14 protein-coding genes are annotated in these 13847 nt (G+C 45.0%); 10 read left to right on the forward strand and 4 right to left on the reverse strand.

Annotated elements, in window-relative coordinates; genetic code table 11:
* The 7 genes from SP90_RS00005 to SP90_RS00035 form a co-directional block, all read left to right on the forward strand.
* A partial coding sequence (locus tag SP90_RS00005) for a HEAT repeat domain-containing protein (RefSeq protein WP_066851301.1) occupies window positions 1-1814 on the forward strand: 1814 nt, incomplete at its 5' end.
* A 13-nt stretch (window positions 1815-1827) separates the two neighbouring features.
* Complete coding sequence (locus SP90_RS00010; protein WP_066851303.1) at window positions 1828-2706, forward strand: CheR family methyltransferase; 879 nt, start codon at window positions 1828-1830, stop codon at window positions 2704-2706.
* Window positions 2707-2742: 36 nt separating this feature from the next.
* Window positions 2743-3519: a ParA family protein gene (locus SP90_RS00015; RefSeq protein ID WP_066851307.1), complete on the forward strand. Its 777-nt coding sequence runs from the start codon at window positions 2743-2745 to the stop codon at window positions 3517-3519.
* Window positions 3513-4472 (forward strand): chemotaxis protein CheW, encoded by a 960-nt coding sequence (locus SP90_RS16740; protein ID WP_066851309.1) that lies wholly within the window; start codon window positions 3513-3515, stop codon window positions 4470-4472. The genes SP90_RS00015 and SP90_RS16740 overlap by 7 nt, the downstream gene beginning before the upstream one ends.
* Before the next feature lie 12 nt (window positions 4473-4484).
* The gene (locus tag SP90_RS00025) at window positions 4485-4856 is read left to right on the forward strand and encodes a response regulator (protein WP_066851311.1); all 372 of its coding nucleotides are present in this window, start codon (window positions 4485-4487) and stop codon (window positions 4854-4856) included.
* 205 nt (window positions 4857-5061) lie between these two features.
* Entirely contained in the window at window positions 5062-8106 is a 3045-nt protein-coding gene (locus tag SP90_RS00030) for a chemotaxis protein CheA (protein WP_066851313.1), read from the forward strand.
* A 102-nt stretch (window positions 8107-8208) separates the two neighbouring features.
* Window positions 8209-8832, forward strand: a complete 624-nt coding sequence (locus SP90_RS00035) for a YigZ family protein (protein WP_066851314.1) — start codon at window positions 8209-8211, stop codon at window positions 8830-8832.
* A 199-nt stretch (window positions 8833-9031) separates the two neighbouring features.
* On the opposite strand, the gene pgl is transcribed toward SP90_RS00035, so the two are convergent.
* Together pgl and SP90_RS00045 are read right to left on the reverse strand one after the other, a co-directional pair.
* Window positions 9032-9763 carry a 6-phosphogluconolactonase gene (gene pgl / locus SP90_RS00040; protein WP_066851315.1) on the reverse strand — a complete coding sequence of 244 codons (732 nt, stop codon included), beginning with the start codon at window positions 9761-9763 and terminating at the stop codon, window positions 9032-9034.
* 106 nt (window positions 9764-9869) lie between these two features.
* On the reverse strand, window positions 9870-10367 hold the full coding sequence (locus tag SP90_RS00045) for a hypothetical protein (protein ID WP_066851316.1): 498 nt from the start codon (window positions 10365-10367) through the stop codon (window positions 9870-9872).
* A 221-nt stretch (window positions 10368-10588) separates the two neighbouring features.
* On the opposite strand from SP90_RS00045, the gene SP90_RS00050 reads away from it, so the two are divergent.
* The 3 genes from SP90_RS00050 (at window position 10589) to yjgA (ending at window position 11909) form a co-directional block, all read left to right on the forward strand.
* Window positions 10589-10915 carry a hypothetical protein gene (locus SP90_RS00050; protein ID WP_066851318.1) on the forward strand — a complete coding sequence of 109 codons (327 nt, stop codon included), beginning with the start codon at window positions 10589-10591 and terminating at the stop codon, window positions 10913-10915.
* 77 nt (window positions 10916-10992) lie between these two features.
* Window positions 10993-11298 (forward strand): hypothetical protein, encoded by a 306-nt coding sequence (locus SP90_RS00055; protein ID WP_066851327.1) that lies wholly within the window; start codon window positions 10993-10995, stop codon window positions 11296-11298.
* An 80-nt stretch (window positions 11299-11378) separates the two neighbouring features.
* Window positions 11379-11909, forward strand: coding sequence for a ribosome biogenesis factor YjgA (gene yjgA / locus SP90_RS00060; protein ID WP_066851329.1), 531 nt, complete (start codon window positions 11379-11381; stop codon window positions 11907-11909).
* Window positions 11910-12039: 130 nt separating this feature from the next.
* Here yjgA and SP90_RS00065 read toward each other — a convergent pair whose 3' ends face one another.
* Window positions 12040-13149, reverse strand: a complete 1110-nt coding sequence (locus tag SP90_RS00065; protein WP_066851330.1) for a response regulator — start codon at window positions 13147-13149, stop codon at window positions 12040-12042.
* A 74-nt stretch (window positions 13150-13223) separates the two neighbouring features.
* Window positions 13224-13682, reverse strand: a complete 459-nt coding sequence (locus tag SP90_RS00070; RefSeq protein ID WP_066851331.1) for a hypothetical protein — start codon at window positions 13680-13682, stop codon at window positions 13224-13226.
* Window positions 13683-13847: the final 165 nt, after the last annotated feature.

A 13847-nucleotide genomic window follows, 5' to 3' on the forward strand; every position in this document is an offset into this window, starting at 1 on the left:
AGCTGATTCGGCATATACAGGAAGGCAATCTGGGAGTGCAGGAAGCTGCTGACCGCGCACTGCGGGCAATCCGCGGTGAAAAATCTGTTCAGGCTGTAATTCCGTTACTTGCTTCAGAAGAAGCTCCGATACGTAACGCTGCCATGGATATTCTGCGTGAGATCGCAGAGGATGATCTTGAAAGCGTTATGAGTCAGCTGAAAAGCTCCGATCCGGATTTGCGAATATTTATTTCTGACATTTTAGGTTCTACTAATAGCTTATTTTCAGTAGCACCGTTATGTGAAGCTTTATTGAAAGATCAGGAAGTTAACGTTCGGTATCAGGCTGCTGTCAGCCTTGGTGAACTTGGGTTTTCTGACGCTGCGGATAGCCTTATTCAAGCTTTGGATGATGAAGAGTGGGTTCAATTTTCAGTTATTGAAGCATTGACCAAAATCGGAGCAGCACAGACAGCCGGTGCACTGGTAAAAGCACTGGGTAAAGCGACTCCGCTTGTTGCCTCTATGATTGTCGAGGCGCTTGGTGAGATGGGGGATTTGAAAATTGTTCCTCTACTTATTGAGCAAATGAAGTCTGCCCCTGCTCCACTGCAGAATAAAATTTGTAAAGCGGTTGTGCAGCTTTTGGGAGATAAAGCTCTTGAGTTGTTGCCTTCCGACAAGCGTTCACAATTCTGTAGTGCCTTGCTGGCAGCACTTGATGATGAAGATGAACAGATTCAGCTTGCTGCGTTGCGTGGGCTTTCTACTGCCAAAGGTGCAGAAGCTACACAGAAGGTGATGAGTACCGTGGCAACATTTAATGTTGATCGGGATACCGACAAACTGATTGCAGCAGTTGAGTGTCTTGCCAATATTGGGTGTAACTCTGCATTACTTGAAGTTTTTCAGGATGATAACGAGCTTGCGTTGCGTGTTGCGGCGGAGGCGGTTTCACGCATGTCAGAAGGCGAGATGCGTAAAGCTCTTCCGACAATACGGGCTGTATTCAGCGATAAGGGAGTTTTTGTCCAGCGCGATCTTATCACAGTGCTGGTTAAGTCAGCCAATGTTTCAGATGAACTGTTTTTCCAGAATGTATTGAGGGAACATTCTGATGAGATGATTCTGAAAAAAGCATTGTACTTTCTTGGGGAAAATTCTTTGCATCCAGAGAGCGCAGAGATTGTATTTGAAATGCTTTCGCATGACTCTCTTGAGGTAAAGGATGCAGCGCTTGAAGCAGCCATTGCGATGGATAATGAAATGCTCTGGATTCGTTTTGTTTCCAGAGTGGAAAGTGATGACCCGACAGAACGCATGATGGCTGTGTATGCCTTGGGTAAATCTAGAAATGATGTGCATGTTGAGCTACTTAAAGAAGCACTTTCCGATCCGGTAGTCGATGTCCGCCTTGTTGCCTTGGAAGGGCTGATTGCTTTAAGCCCTGAGTCTGCAACGCTTATCGAGCAGGTAAAAATGTTGCTCCATGATGCAAACCGTGATGTTCGCCTCTCTGTAGTTGATATGATCGGGAAAACACAGTCAGTCACCTATTTACACCATTTAATTGAAGCGCTGGATGATGAAGATGACTGGGTGGCAGTGCGTGCTATAGAGCATCTTGGTGCACTGGATAATGATGATGTCGTAGAGCCGCTTCTGAATGTTTTTGCAGAACGCAGTGCCTTGATTCAGCATAAGGTAATAAAAATGCTGGGCAGAATGGGAACAGAGCGTTGCTTCGGTGCTTTGTTAACAATGATGAGCCACGAAGATCCGGAAATTTGCGAAGCAGCAGAACAAGCGGCAAATCTGATAAGAAGCAGATAGTTAGGGGGGCCATGTGTCATCACTTTTTTCGAGAACAACCAGTTTTCAACGCGAGCTTCATGCCAGTGATGAAGAGTTCCGCCAGATTAGAGACTACATTTATGAACTGTGTGGAATTCATATCGCTGATAACAGGAAGTATCTAGTTGAGAACAGACTTGCTGCAAGACTGAAAGATTTGAATCTAAAGACATTCGGCGAGTATTATTACTATTTGCGATACGATAAAAACCGTCGCGAAGAATTGAACCGGCTGTTTGAGGTTATCACAACGAATGAGACAAGTTTTTATAGAAACCCGCCACAGCTTAAGGTTTTTCAAGAAGTAGTCCTCAAGGATATGTTGGCAGAGCTCAAGGCAAAAGGAAGCCGCAGGCTGCGTATCTGGTCTGCCGGCTGTTCTTCGGGTGAAGAACCATATACTTTGGGCATAATTTTGCATGAATTGCTCAGGGCAGAAATTGCCTCATGGGATATAAAAATTACAGCAAGCGATATCTCTACCGCAGTGCTGGATGCTGCCAAAAGTGGTGTGTATTCCGACTACGCGTTGCGCACAACGCCGCCTGAGATAATACGTAAGTATTTCAAGCAGGATGGCAAGGAGTATCACCTTGCAGAAAATGTGAAGAAGCTTGTCCGGTTTGATCAGTTGAACTTAAACGACAAGCTGCAGATGAAGCGTGTTGAGCGCTCGCAGATCATTTTCTGTAGGAACGTAATTATTTATTTTGATGATGAGATGAAGACTCGGGTTATGAGTTCGTTTTATGACAATCTGCTTCCGGGTGGCGCGTTGCTGATCGGACATTCTGAGTCGTTACACAATATATCCAGGGCATTCAGGCCCGAACATCACAAGGGTGCAATCGTCTATCGCAAAGATTCCTAATCTGATGCAGTAGGGCACCCGTAAGAGGAGTATGGTTTGAACGCCAAAGTTCTGGCTATTGCCAACCAAAAAGGCGGAGTGGGTAAAACCACCACAACTGTAACTCTTGGTGCAGCACTGGCACGCAGGAACAAGAAAGTTTTGGTGATTGATCTTGACCCGCATGCGTGTGCCTCGGTTCATATGCGTTTCTTTCCAGATCTGGTGAAGCGGTCCACATATGATTTATTTACTGCACCCAAAAAAGTCTGGCCCGTACTGTGGGAGCAGTTGATTGTCAGGAATGAAGGTCAGGAATTTGACACAGTCCCTGCTTCAATCAGACTTTCAGAATTGGAAGTTGACCTGAAGGAGAAGCAGGGAAAAGGAAATCTGCTCAAATCTGCCTTGGAAGAAGTACGCGATAAGTACGATTACATTCTGCTGGATTGTCCGCCACAGCTCGGAATGCTGCAGGTGAATGCTATTGTTGCTTGTGACTTGTTGATTATTCCGATTCAGACAGACTTTTTAGCACTGCATGGATTGAAACTACTTTTTGATACGTTACGCACTCTGAACAAGGTGCTGCCGAAGCCGGTCACGTACCGTGCCTTAGCGACAATGTACGATAAGCGGGCGGGGGCGTGCCGCAGAGTATTGGACTTGCTCGGCAGGAAGATGGGAGACTTGATGTTCTCCTCGGTTATCGGGCTGGATACCCGCTTTAAGGATGCCAGTGCACTTGGGAAGAGCGTATACGAGATAGATGCGTCTTGCCGCGGTGCGCGCGGGTACGAGCTTTTGGCAAAAGAGGTAGAAGCCTTATGGTAAAAACTCCTGAAGAGTATTTTGAAGATCATCTTTTTGATGTGGTGCAGACTGAGCCGACAAATACGTTTACGGCGGCAGAAGCTGCGTTCATGTCAAAGTATCTTGGAGTCAATGAGGCAGAGGCGCTTGAGCGTTTAGGGCTGCATAAAGCTGTTGAGCCTGAATGCGTTTTGAGCGCAGTGGGAGCTGAGTACGAAACGGTTGCTGACGCCAGACCGGTTCCTACTGTGACAGTTTCTGCCCCTGCTGGCGCAGTGACGAACGCAACAGCAAATGCTTCTGAGGAGCGTGCAGTGCTTGCTGAGGTTTCGCGCAGTACCGAACCTGAGGTTGCTGTTGCTGAACCAGTGCACGATGCTTCTTCTGTTACTGAGGTGGTTGAATCAGTAGAAGAAGAGAATGCTGTCGTTTATGAAACGGAACCGTCTGTATTGGCTCCTGATGTAGAGGAAGATAATTGGAACGGCACAACTCTTGATCGGGAACCTGACTTACTCGAGCAGCTTCGCCATGAAAGTGAATTACAAATGGTAAGTTTCTTTCTTGGTAAGCAGGAGTTTACAGTTCCCATCAATGCTGTGCAGGAAGTAATACGGTACATTGCACCGACAAAACTTCCTGTTGCACCTCCGTTTGTTACCGGGGTTATTAACCTGCGGGGTATTGTGACACCGATTATTCAGTTGCGTGGATTACTCGGTATAGCAAGTCTGGATGAGCAGGAACGCACAGATCGGTTTATTGTAGTCTGTAAACGGCACGGACTTCAGTTCGGGCTGGTTATTGATACGGTTCATACGATGTATCGTGTACCGCAAGAATCCATTGACTGGGCTGTAGAGTCACATCTCGGAGTAGCTATCCAATATATTTTTGGTTTGATGAAGTCAGAAGACATGCTGATCGGTATTATCTCTGTGGATAATATCGTTGAAGCTATTCTAGAAGGATAGAGAGCGCTGAAAATGGGAAAACACATTTTAGTGGTTGACGATTCGAAGACAGTTCGAAACCTTGTTGCTTTTATTATGAAAAATGAAGGGTTCAAGGTGACGACTGCAGAGGACGGCCTTGACGGTCTGGAAAAATTGTATTCCTGCGGTGCGGTGGATCTTATTATCACCGATATTAATATGCCGCACATGGATGGATTCACATTCATTGAAAATGTACGCAAACAAGATGCGTATCGTGACCTGCCTATTGTGGTGCTGTCTACTGAAGGACAGGAGCAGGATATCAAACTCGGTATGAGCCTGGGGGCTAATCTTTACATGGTAAAGCCTGCGCAACCTGAAAAAATGGTGCGCAATGTCCGGATGTTACTCGGCCAATAAGCTGTTTTGCATAAAAGCTGCTGCCGGTTGCTCCGGTAGTGGCTTTTATGCGTGACAAAAATGCTTTCTGCCTGTCATCCTTTTGTTTTTTCCTTGTGTTTTCTAATTATCTGCAAATTTATACCGATACTATAATATAGAGCAGGCACTTGTTTGTTGTGCCTGCAGAACGCGTTTTTCACTATATTCATTTTGGGGACAAAGTATGAGCCAGGATTTTTTAGATCCGGAAATTTTTGCTGATTTTATTATCGAAGCAAAAGAACATCTGGAGACTATCGAGCCAAACCTACTGGAACTTGAAAAAGATCCGGAAGATATCTCGTTGCTGAATGAAATCTTCAGGCCAATGCACTCGTTAAAGGGAGCATCTGGTTTTCTTGGTCTCAATAAAATGAATACGCTTGCGCACCGTGCAGAAAATATTATGGACGAGTTGCGTAAGGGGACAATGGAAACAACGCCTGCAATTATGGATGTGATTCTTGATGCTACCGACGCCCTGCGAAAGATTATTGATAATCTTGAGAACGAAGGGGAAGAAGGAAATGTAGCAACCGAGCCTCTTATTCAAACTCTTGATGCGCTTCTTGCCGGTGAAGATCCTGCTACAGGAAATTCTGTTCCTGCTGAACCTGCCATGTCCGAAGCTCCAGCTGCCTCTGCTGAGCCTGTGGAACACCCTGCTACTCCTGCCGTTGAAGATGTGCCTCTTGAAGCTGTTCAGGAAGAGCAGTTGATTGAAGTCGTGGAGACTCCGGTTGCATCTAATGGACGTTCTGCAGTTGAATTGCCGGAAGGTGAACTCTATCCGTTGACCTCTTTTGGTGAAGGACACCTGCGTGACTTCATTGAAGAAGCCAATGAGAACACAGAAGATTTAGGTAACGGGCTTCTTGAACTGGAACAGAATCCAGATGACAATGATAGCCTTGTTAATGATTTATTCCGTTTTTTCCATAACTTGAAGGGAAATAGCGGGATTATCGGCTTTCATGAATTGAACAGTTTGACTCATGAAGCAGAAACGCTGCTGAACCGTACCAGAAAAGGTGAATTACCTGTATCTCAAGGTTTGATTGATCTCTTGCTTCGCTGCGTGGATGTTATTGACGTATTAGTTAATAAAATCGATGCAGTCTCTGGAATGGTTCCACAACTTGATCTTTCAGAAATTTTAGTTGTTCTGCGTCATGCAGTAGAACATGGTGAATTTCCGGAAGTTGTTAAAGAGGCTGAAGAGCCGATAATAGAAATTATTGTTGATGAGGTAGAGGAAGAGGAAACAGATCCTGTACCTGAGTATGATAAAGAAGATATGGACATCTTTATCTCTACTCTTACTCAACAACGTGCTGCCGTTACCCTTGCGGTAAAAGAGTTGGAAAAAGACTCTTCTCAAGAAGAATTTATTAATAGCCTGTACAGAAGTCTTATTACTACACAGAATTCTTGCAGCTATATGCAGTATGACAAGCCGCGCGTTCAGGCAGAGCGAACAGCAGGGCTTGTTGATTCCGGTCGCAGCGCAGATATGGACTTTGCGTTGATGCTCGATTTGCTGCTTCAGGAAATTGAAATCCTGAACGACATGGTTGATGCAGAACTTGCTGTATTCAAACTGTGCATTGACTCGACAGCGACACTGAAAGGTGTAGGAGAGCCGGAGCCGGAGCCGGAAGAGGAAAACGATGACTTTGAGTTACCGGAAGATCTGGACATCGATATACAGCTTCCAGAATCCGGTAGCCCTGATGCACCTGTTTCCTTTGTTGCTAATGCACTTATTGAAGAGTCTGCTGAAGAAGTACCTGTACAAAAAGCTGTTAAGCCAGAGGTTGCAGAAACGAAAGCAGCCAAACCGGAACCACAGCCAGAGCCAGCTTCACAACCTGTTCCTTCACAATCAACAGAATTTGACTCAGATCCTGATATCATTTTAGCGGAAAAGCCTGAGGCTGTATCTGCTCCAGTAGTTGAAGCAGTTCAAACTCCTGCGGCTCCTACAGCAAAAACTAAAGATAAGGCTCCTGCGAAACAGCAAAAGCCAAAGTCTTCCAGTACAATTCGTGTAGACCATGAAAAGCTTGACCACTTGATGAACCTCATTGGTGAGCTCATCATTAACAGAAACCGTTACACAATGCTGGCGCGTAATCTTGAAGACGGACAGAATGTTGATATTCAGGAAGTCGCACAGTCTCTTACAGAAACTACGTATGCTATGGCGCGCATTTCTGATGATCTTCAAGACACCATCATGAAAGTGCGCATGGTTCCAGTATCCTCAGTATTTTCTCGTTTCCCTCGTCTTGTTCGTGACCTTTCAAGAAAAAGCGGCAAGCAGGTGGAACTCATCATGGAAGGTGAAGAGACTGAACTTGATAAGAGCGTTGTGGAAGTTATCGGTGATCCGCTTGTTCACCTTATCCGTAATGCAATGGATCATGGTGTCGAATCTGAAGAGGATCGCCTTAAAGCTGGAAAGCAGGGTAAAGGCACCGTTCACCTTCGTGCATACTACAGAGGTAACTCTGTAGCGATTGAAATCGAAGATGACGGTAAGGGCATTGACCCTGAAAAAATGCGCGAAGTTGCAGTCAGAAAAGGCATCATCAGCTATGATGAAGCCAAAATTCTTGATGACCGTGAAGCTATGGAGCTTATTTTTGCGCCGGGCTTCTCTTCAGCTGAGACCATTACAGATATTTCAGGTCGTGGTGTGGGTATGGACGTTGTCCGTACAAACATTAAAAACCTTAAAGGCAGCGTTGCCATTCATTCCGAACTCGGAAAAGGCACCCGCTTTACTCTGACTCTGCCGCTGACACTCGCAATCATTGATGCGCTTATGGTGAATGTGGCAGGCGAAGAATTTGCTATTCCGCTTGATGCTGTATCTGAAACAACCAAGATTGAAGCTTCCCGCCTCACGGATGTTAACGGGCGTAAAGCAGTTACACTCCGAGGTGAGGTGCTTGGGCTTGTCTACATGTCAGATCTGCTTGATCTTCCACGCACTGAAGAAGCAGACGTACTTTCTGTGGTTGTTATCCACGATAACGATAGAAGACTTGGCATCGTTGTGGATAAGCTGCATGAGCGTCAGGAAATTGTTATTAAGCCGCTTGGTGAATACCTCGGAGACCTTAAAGGTATCTCCGGTGCAACCATCATGGGTGATGGATCTGTAATTCTTATTCTTGATCCGCATGAGATTTACCTCATGGCTACCTCAAAGGCATTGTAGCAAAATCAATAAAGAATACTGAGAGCCTCTTTCTGAGGCTCTCTTTTTTTGTTGTAGTAAAAAGAATTGCAAGCAGCTCTAGAGAGGAGTATTTGCATACCCATGCTAGACAGGTACCTTATTCCAGATACAGCACAGTACCGTGTTGAAGAGATTATTAAGAAAAGCCAGTTCATCGTTACGCTGGCTCACACTCCTTCGGTGGATGAAGCAAAAGCTTTTATTGCAGCCGTGAAGGCAGAATTTCCAGATGCAACGCACAATTGCTGGGCATATCAGGCAGGCCCTCCCGGTACGACCGCAATGGTCGGTATGAGTGATGATGGAGAGCCTCATGGTACGGCTGGAAAGCCCATGTTGAATATGCTGCTTCATGCGGATGTTGGCGAAATTTCTGCGGTGGTGACTCGCTACTTTGGAGGAACCAAACTGGGAACCGGCGGATTGGTGCGTGCGTATTCAGGCATGGTTAAGCTAGGTCTGGAGACCTTACCGACTCGGGAGAAAATCACCCCAGTCCGAATCGAAGTCGTTATTGATTACAGTGCCGTGACGTTGTTTAAGCGAATGTTGCCTGACTACGAAATCAAGGTGCTTGAAGAGAACTTTGGCGCAGATGCAGCATTTGTTGTGGAAATGCCCAAAGAGCACGCAGAAGCGTTTTCTGCTGCAGTGGTGGAGTTGACCAATGGTAATGCCTTATTGGACGACATCACTGATAGATAAGTACTGCGATAGATTCAGGGGCACGAAAAGGTGAACGGTTAGTAATGTTCCCAAGGCAGTTATCTTTTTCTGTTAATAGTCAGTTGAAATTATGTTTATAAAAAAGTCAGGTACGCATGGTCACTACCATGCATCCCTGACTTTTTTTGTGGAGTAATAGAAAATAACTATCTAATTCGATTGTTTTTACTACGAGTTGCTAGCCAGCAAAGGCGCCCTGATCAACAATCCAGTAAAGCTTGCCATTAGCTGGCTGTACCCGCTGTGCTGGCAGATTGCGTTCTCCGAGGAGGTCAAGAGCCTTGGCAAGAACAGAGTGCTTTTCTTTTCCTTGAATGAGGAAGACACATGCCCGTGCGTTGTTCAGTACAGGAAGAGTCAACGTAATACGCCAGCTTTCCATCTCGCGGATGTATTGGTCTGTAACCAGTCGGTTGGTTATTTCAATACCGTCATATCCTGGGAACAAGGACGCAGTGTGTCCGTCCGGCCCCATTCCTAACAGAATAAAGTCAAATCGCGGAAGTTGCCCTGCGCCTAGTTTAAAATGTCGACGAAGAAGGCTTTCATACTCATCCGCAGCGTCCTGTGAGTTTACTTCTCCCTTCATTCTATAGAAATGTGTTGCAGCAACTTTATGCAACAACTCTTCCTTTGCAAGCCGGTAGTTTGATTGCTCATCATCCGGTCCTACACATCGTTCGTCCACCCAGTAAAAATTAACTTTTTCCCATGGAATTTCACTGCCAAAGTTGGCAGCAAGAGTCTCGAAGAAAAGCTTTGGTGTGTGTCCGCCAGAAAGGGCTACGTTGTATTCGCCACGTTTTTCAATTGCATCACGGCAGCGTTCAATAAACAGCTGGGCAGCATGGTGGGCAAGTTGTTTGGGGGAATCAGTAACAGAAAGAGATAGGTCGATTGTCTTGGTCATAGTGCCTCCGTATTGCTCAATAACGGTGCAGCTAAGATGGGCTCTGCAACCGTCATAGATGTTGTAAACAGCATGGTTGCATACTTTGTTTACGATTAAAACGGTTTTATTCCGTCAACGTATCCTTACGGGGAAGAAATGTAGTGCGTAGAAAGACAGGATTGAAAAAATGCATCGGATTTTCAACGATTGCATCTGGAATAATGTGGTACCAGCGGTATCCCATTTTTTTAAAGTAGGTGGCTGCTAAATGTTTGCAGCCTGTTTCTTTGGCGGCGAGTAGAGCGGCATCCCGTTGGCATCTGGATGTGGAGACAAGCTTGAGGATACGAGGGTTGAATCCTCTGCGCGAAAAGATAGCTTTGATTCTTTTAAACTCTCTGAAGCGGGAAAAGGCGTCAGCCTGACATAAAATAACACCCCATCCAAAAAGCGCTGAAAGAATAAAAAGAACAATTGCATAGAAAGGAATGCCGTCATTTAAGAGAAAATGGGCTTCCAGATAAAGTGTTGTAGCTACAAACAACAATGTTAATGCTGTTGCATGTGGAAACGGTGCAACTTTAATGTAGCGGATGATAGTTGTGTATAATGGGGTTCGCACTATTGTAGTACCTGTGTCATGCTTACGAGTAATTTACTGGTCTCAAAAATTGAACAGGATGTATTGCAAAATAAAACATGCACTGCATAAACAATAACTAAAGACTAAGAGAGTTTTAAAGAGCAAAGAACATTGTATACCATGCGTTACCATATACAGAATTCTTTGTGTTGCATTATAGTAAAATGAAGTTCCTGTTATTGTAGAGAAAGGAGCAGCACATGAAACAAGCTAATGCCAAGTTAGATATTATTGAAAAAATTAAAATTGAATACAACGCAACCGGCGCAATACATATTGATTCTGAGGATATTAAACTGAACAAAGACGGCAAAGATGCATTATTTAAGAGTGCTGAAACATTGGCAGAAAAATTAGGACTGCATCGTCACAGCCTGCAAAAACATTTGTACAATAATATATACTACATTGAGCCGGAAGGGCCATTGGTAGTCGCCATCTCTCTTCCGGAGCAGCAAATAGAAATGTATGCGCAGATGCCCCAGTCTATGTGGTCGTTTAAATTGAATGACCGGTTTGTAAACTGAAAAAAACAGCCTAAAGCATCATTATACTGTAGTCCGGTATAATATGTATTCATGGGCTGTTCAAGCGCGGAGATAGTATGCAATTAACCATGAGACAATACTATTTAGCAAAAAAACTGCAAACAGAGCGGTTTGGAGAAATCGCCGTTCCTGTTGATCCAGAGCAGATTCTTTTGCACCACGAGGCAACAACCGTTGTGAGGTCTGCAGCCGATCAGGTCGCAAGCGAGTCCGCAGTGACACGTGAAGAGATTATTTCCCGTTTGTTTGATAATGTGTTCAGGCTTGAGCCTTCAGACACTCTCATGTTGCTTATAGAACTTCCCCGGCATGATATTGAGTTTTATGTTGAACTTCCAAGTGCGTTGTGGAACTTCAGGTAGCCACTCCGGCAGGTTGCACTCGTCTGGGCTTTACGAACGGGACTGCCTGCGGTAGAAGCAAGACCTCTTGGAGGTCTAAGATGGTTACAGAGAATACACATGAATTGGAAACAGAACTGGTTGAAGAAGGCGAAGAGTACCTGAGCCGTTCAGAAAAAAAGCGCCGCAGCACAGCTATCCAGAAGATTGGAGAAGAGTTGGCGTCGTTCCCGATCAGTGCGATTCGTTCATTTAATCTTCCGCCTGATTTGTTGCAGGAGTACGAAGAATTACACTCCATTACCAAGCATGAAGCGAAGCGTCGTAAGATGCAGTATATCGGTAAGATGCTGCGTGATGTAGACATAGAGCCGATTAGAGCGCGCATTGAAGAAGTGAAGGAAGGAAAGGCTGCACAGAGTGCTGACTTCCATCACTTGGAGCGCTTGCGTGATCGTTTGCTTCAGGGTGATAAAGAGGCCATGAATTTTATTGTGGAGAGTTACCCTGATGTAGATATCCAGAAATTGCGTCAGCTTGTACGAAATGCCAAGAAAGAAATTGAAAAGCAAAAACCGCTTAAGTCATCAAAATTGCTTTTCCGTTTTCTACGTGAGCTGGAGCAAAGCTAGTCGTAGTGGATTGAACACAGTATTATGTGCATAAAAATGCCCCGAAGAAATTTTCTTCGGGGCATTTGGTTAGTCTATCCATCACACTGATATGTATCTGCCGCTTTTTGGCCTGCAACTCAAAAAAGTATTAGTGAGCTGCCTGATAGGCCCGATAGCTGTATTTGGCTACAGAAACAATTTCAGATAAAGCTGGATAGCTATCTAACCAGTTTACCTTCTTTTGCTTCGGGACTGGCCGCCGGGCCGGTTCACCCACTATTCTTTTATACAGCAGCTTGGCCTTTTCTTCATGGCCCTGCTCGTAAATTTTCTTACATATGCCTTTGGCAGCCTTTTGCGGGGCTCTGGTGAACATGCAATCTCTGGAAATTTTCTGGTGCAGGTTCACGCCGGGGCTAAGCTTTTCACCATGAAGATAGGCAGACGCAGCATTGGAAAAATCTCCTTCCTGCAGAAGCGTTTTTCCAGCATCATACAGAGGGTTTTCCTTATCATGGGCACCATATAATGGCTTCAATGCAGTGGCAGCCGCTTCATATTCATGCTGTGCCATGAAGATGTCGCCAGCAGCGTTGAGTTCTTGATGGTACTGGTCTTTATCTCGTTTGCCTTTCCATGCTTTTGCTCGCCCGACATAGGCAGGGCCGTGTTTGGGATTTATCTCGATTGCCTGACTAAACGTTTCAATAGCGCTGTCCCAATGGTGGTTTTTTAGCAATTTGGTTCCGCGCTCGCAAAGCGTTTCCGCAGTATCCTCTTCAGGTTCAAGCAGTGCTTTGGCTTCGTTCGGGTTCCCTTGTGGTTTTGATGCCGCAGGGATTGCAGCCCCGTATGTGTTACGAACCGCATGGATAACCTGCTGTACAAGACCGTCCATTGTGTAAGGACGGGCAAGGAACGAAGAATATCCCAGTGTTAACGTGCGCATGACAAAGTCTTTTGTGGGCGACGTAGAAACTGCGAGAACTGGTATGGATATTTGTGCCCTGATGCTCCTGAGTTTATCAATAAGATATTGAGCATCGCCATCTTTCATTTGAGCACCGAAGATTATCAAATCAAATGAGTCGATCTCACCTGTTTGTGCCTTGGACAGGGACTTGAACGTGCCCGAGACAGAATCTACGATCAGTGCACTACGTATTCCAATGCGAAACAGCATTTTTCTGTCCAATGCTGCTTCTGCACTGTTTCCGTTAATGATGAGTGCATGTTCAGGTTTTTTGGGTGTGCTCATATAGCGCCTCTATAGTGTACATTAACAAGGTAGGTTACGGGGGCTGTGTACTAACGGGAAACTGCTGAAAAGATTTAGTCGGATACTGCCTGCTTATCAGAGACGTCACCACAATGCTTGTCAGAAGAATTAATCAGGGCATGCAGGGGAATTACTTTACCCATTTTCTTCTCTTTTGGCTGAACCTGCGGAGCAGGTTGTACGGCATACTGCTTACCGCAACGCCAACATATTTTTTTCGTATTACCATGCGGTAATCGGACAAGCATTCCTTCATCTTTACAGCATTCAGCACAAAACGGACCATGACGAACACTGCCGGTCTTTAACCAATAATAGTTTCCGTCAAAAATCAGGTTTTGGGAGAAGTTGAGAATATCATCATACTCCTTCACCTGAAGCTTTAAAGCGGAAACTTGATCGCAAAGAGATACATACTTCGTCTGAAGTTCTTTCAGAAGAAGTGTCGCTTCACGGTTTTTTCCTTTCAAAAAAAGTTCGCTGACTTCTTTGAATTTAGAGTAGTCGAGCATTAACTGCCTCATATGCGTGTTGTAAGTTGTCTTACTACAGCTATCGGTTTTCAAAGAAAAATCTTTAAAAAACGAAAACAGTTATGCGTTATACTCTTATTAGATTTTCTTTCCCTTTACAGCGTGCTGAGTGGGTAGTCAACGAAGGTGCGTTAAGTATAAAGA

This window comes from Halodesulfovibrio spirochaetisodalis, from assembly GCF_001672295.1.
Classification (GTDB): domain Bacteria; phylum Desulfobacterota; class Desulfovibrionia; order Desulfovibrionales; family Desulfovibrionaceae; genus Halodesulfovibrio; species Halodesulfovibrio spirochaetisodalis.

Bases quoted from the DNA above. Each gene is read 5' to 3' on its own strand.
- SP90_RS16740 (WP_066851309.1), top strand. From the start codon at position 3,513: ATGGTAAAAACTCCTGAAGAGTATTTTGAAGATCATCTTTTTGATGTG.
- SP90_RS00025 (WP_066851311.1), top strand. From the start codon at position 4,485: ATGGGAAAACACATTTTAGTGGTTGACGATTCGAAGACAGTTCGAAAC.
- SP90_RS00030 (WP_066851313.1), top strand. From the start codon at position 5,062: ATGAGCCAGGATTTTTTAGATCCGGAAATTTTTGCTGATTTTATTATC.
- SP90_RS00035 (WP_066851314.1), top strand. From the start codon at position 8,209: ATGCTAGACAGGTACCTTATTCCAGATACAGCACAGTACCGTGTTGAA.
- pgl (WP_066851315.1), bottom strand. From the start codon at position 9,763: ATGACCAAGACAATCGACCTATCTCTTTCTGTTACTGATTCCCCCAAA.
- SP90_RS00050 (WP_066851318.1), top strand. From the start codon at position 10,589: ATGAAACAAGCTAATGCCAAGTTAGATATTATTGAAAAAATTAAAATT.
- SP90_RS00055 (WP_066851327.1), top strand. From the start codon at position 10,993: ATGCAATTAACCATGAGACAATACTATTTAGCAAAAAAACTGCAAACA.
- yjgA (WP_066851329.1), top strand. From the start codon at position 11,379: ATGGTTACAGAGAATACACATGAATTGGAAACAGAACTGGTTGAAGAA.
- SP90_RS00065 (WP_066851330.1), bottom strand. From the start codon at position 13,149: ATGAGCACACCCAAAAAACCTGAACATGCACTCATCATTAACGGAAAC.
- SP90_RS00070 (WP_066851331.1), bottom strand. From the start codon at position 13,682: ATGCTCGACTACTCTAAATTCAAAGAAGTCAGCGAACTTTTTTTGAAA.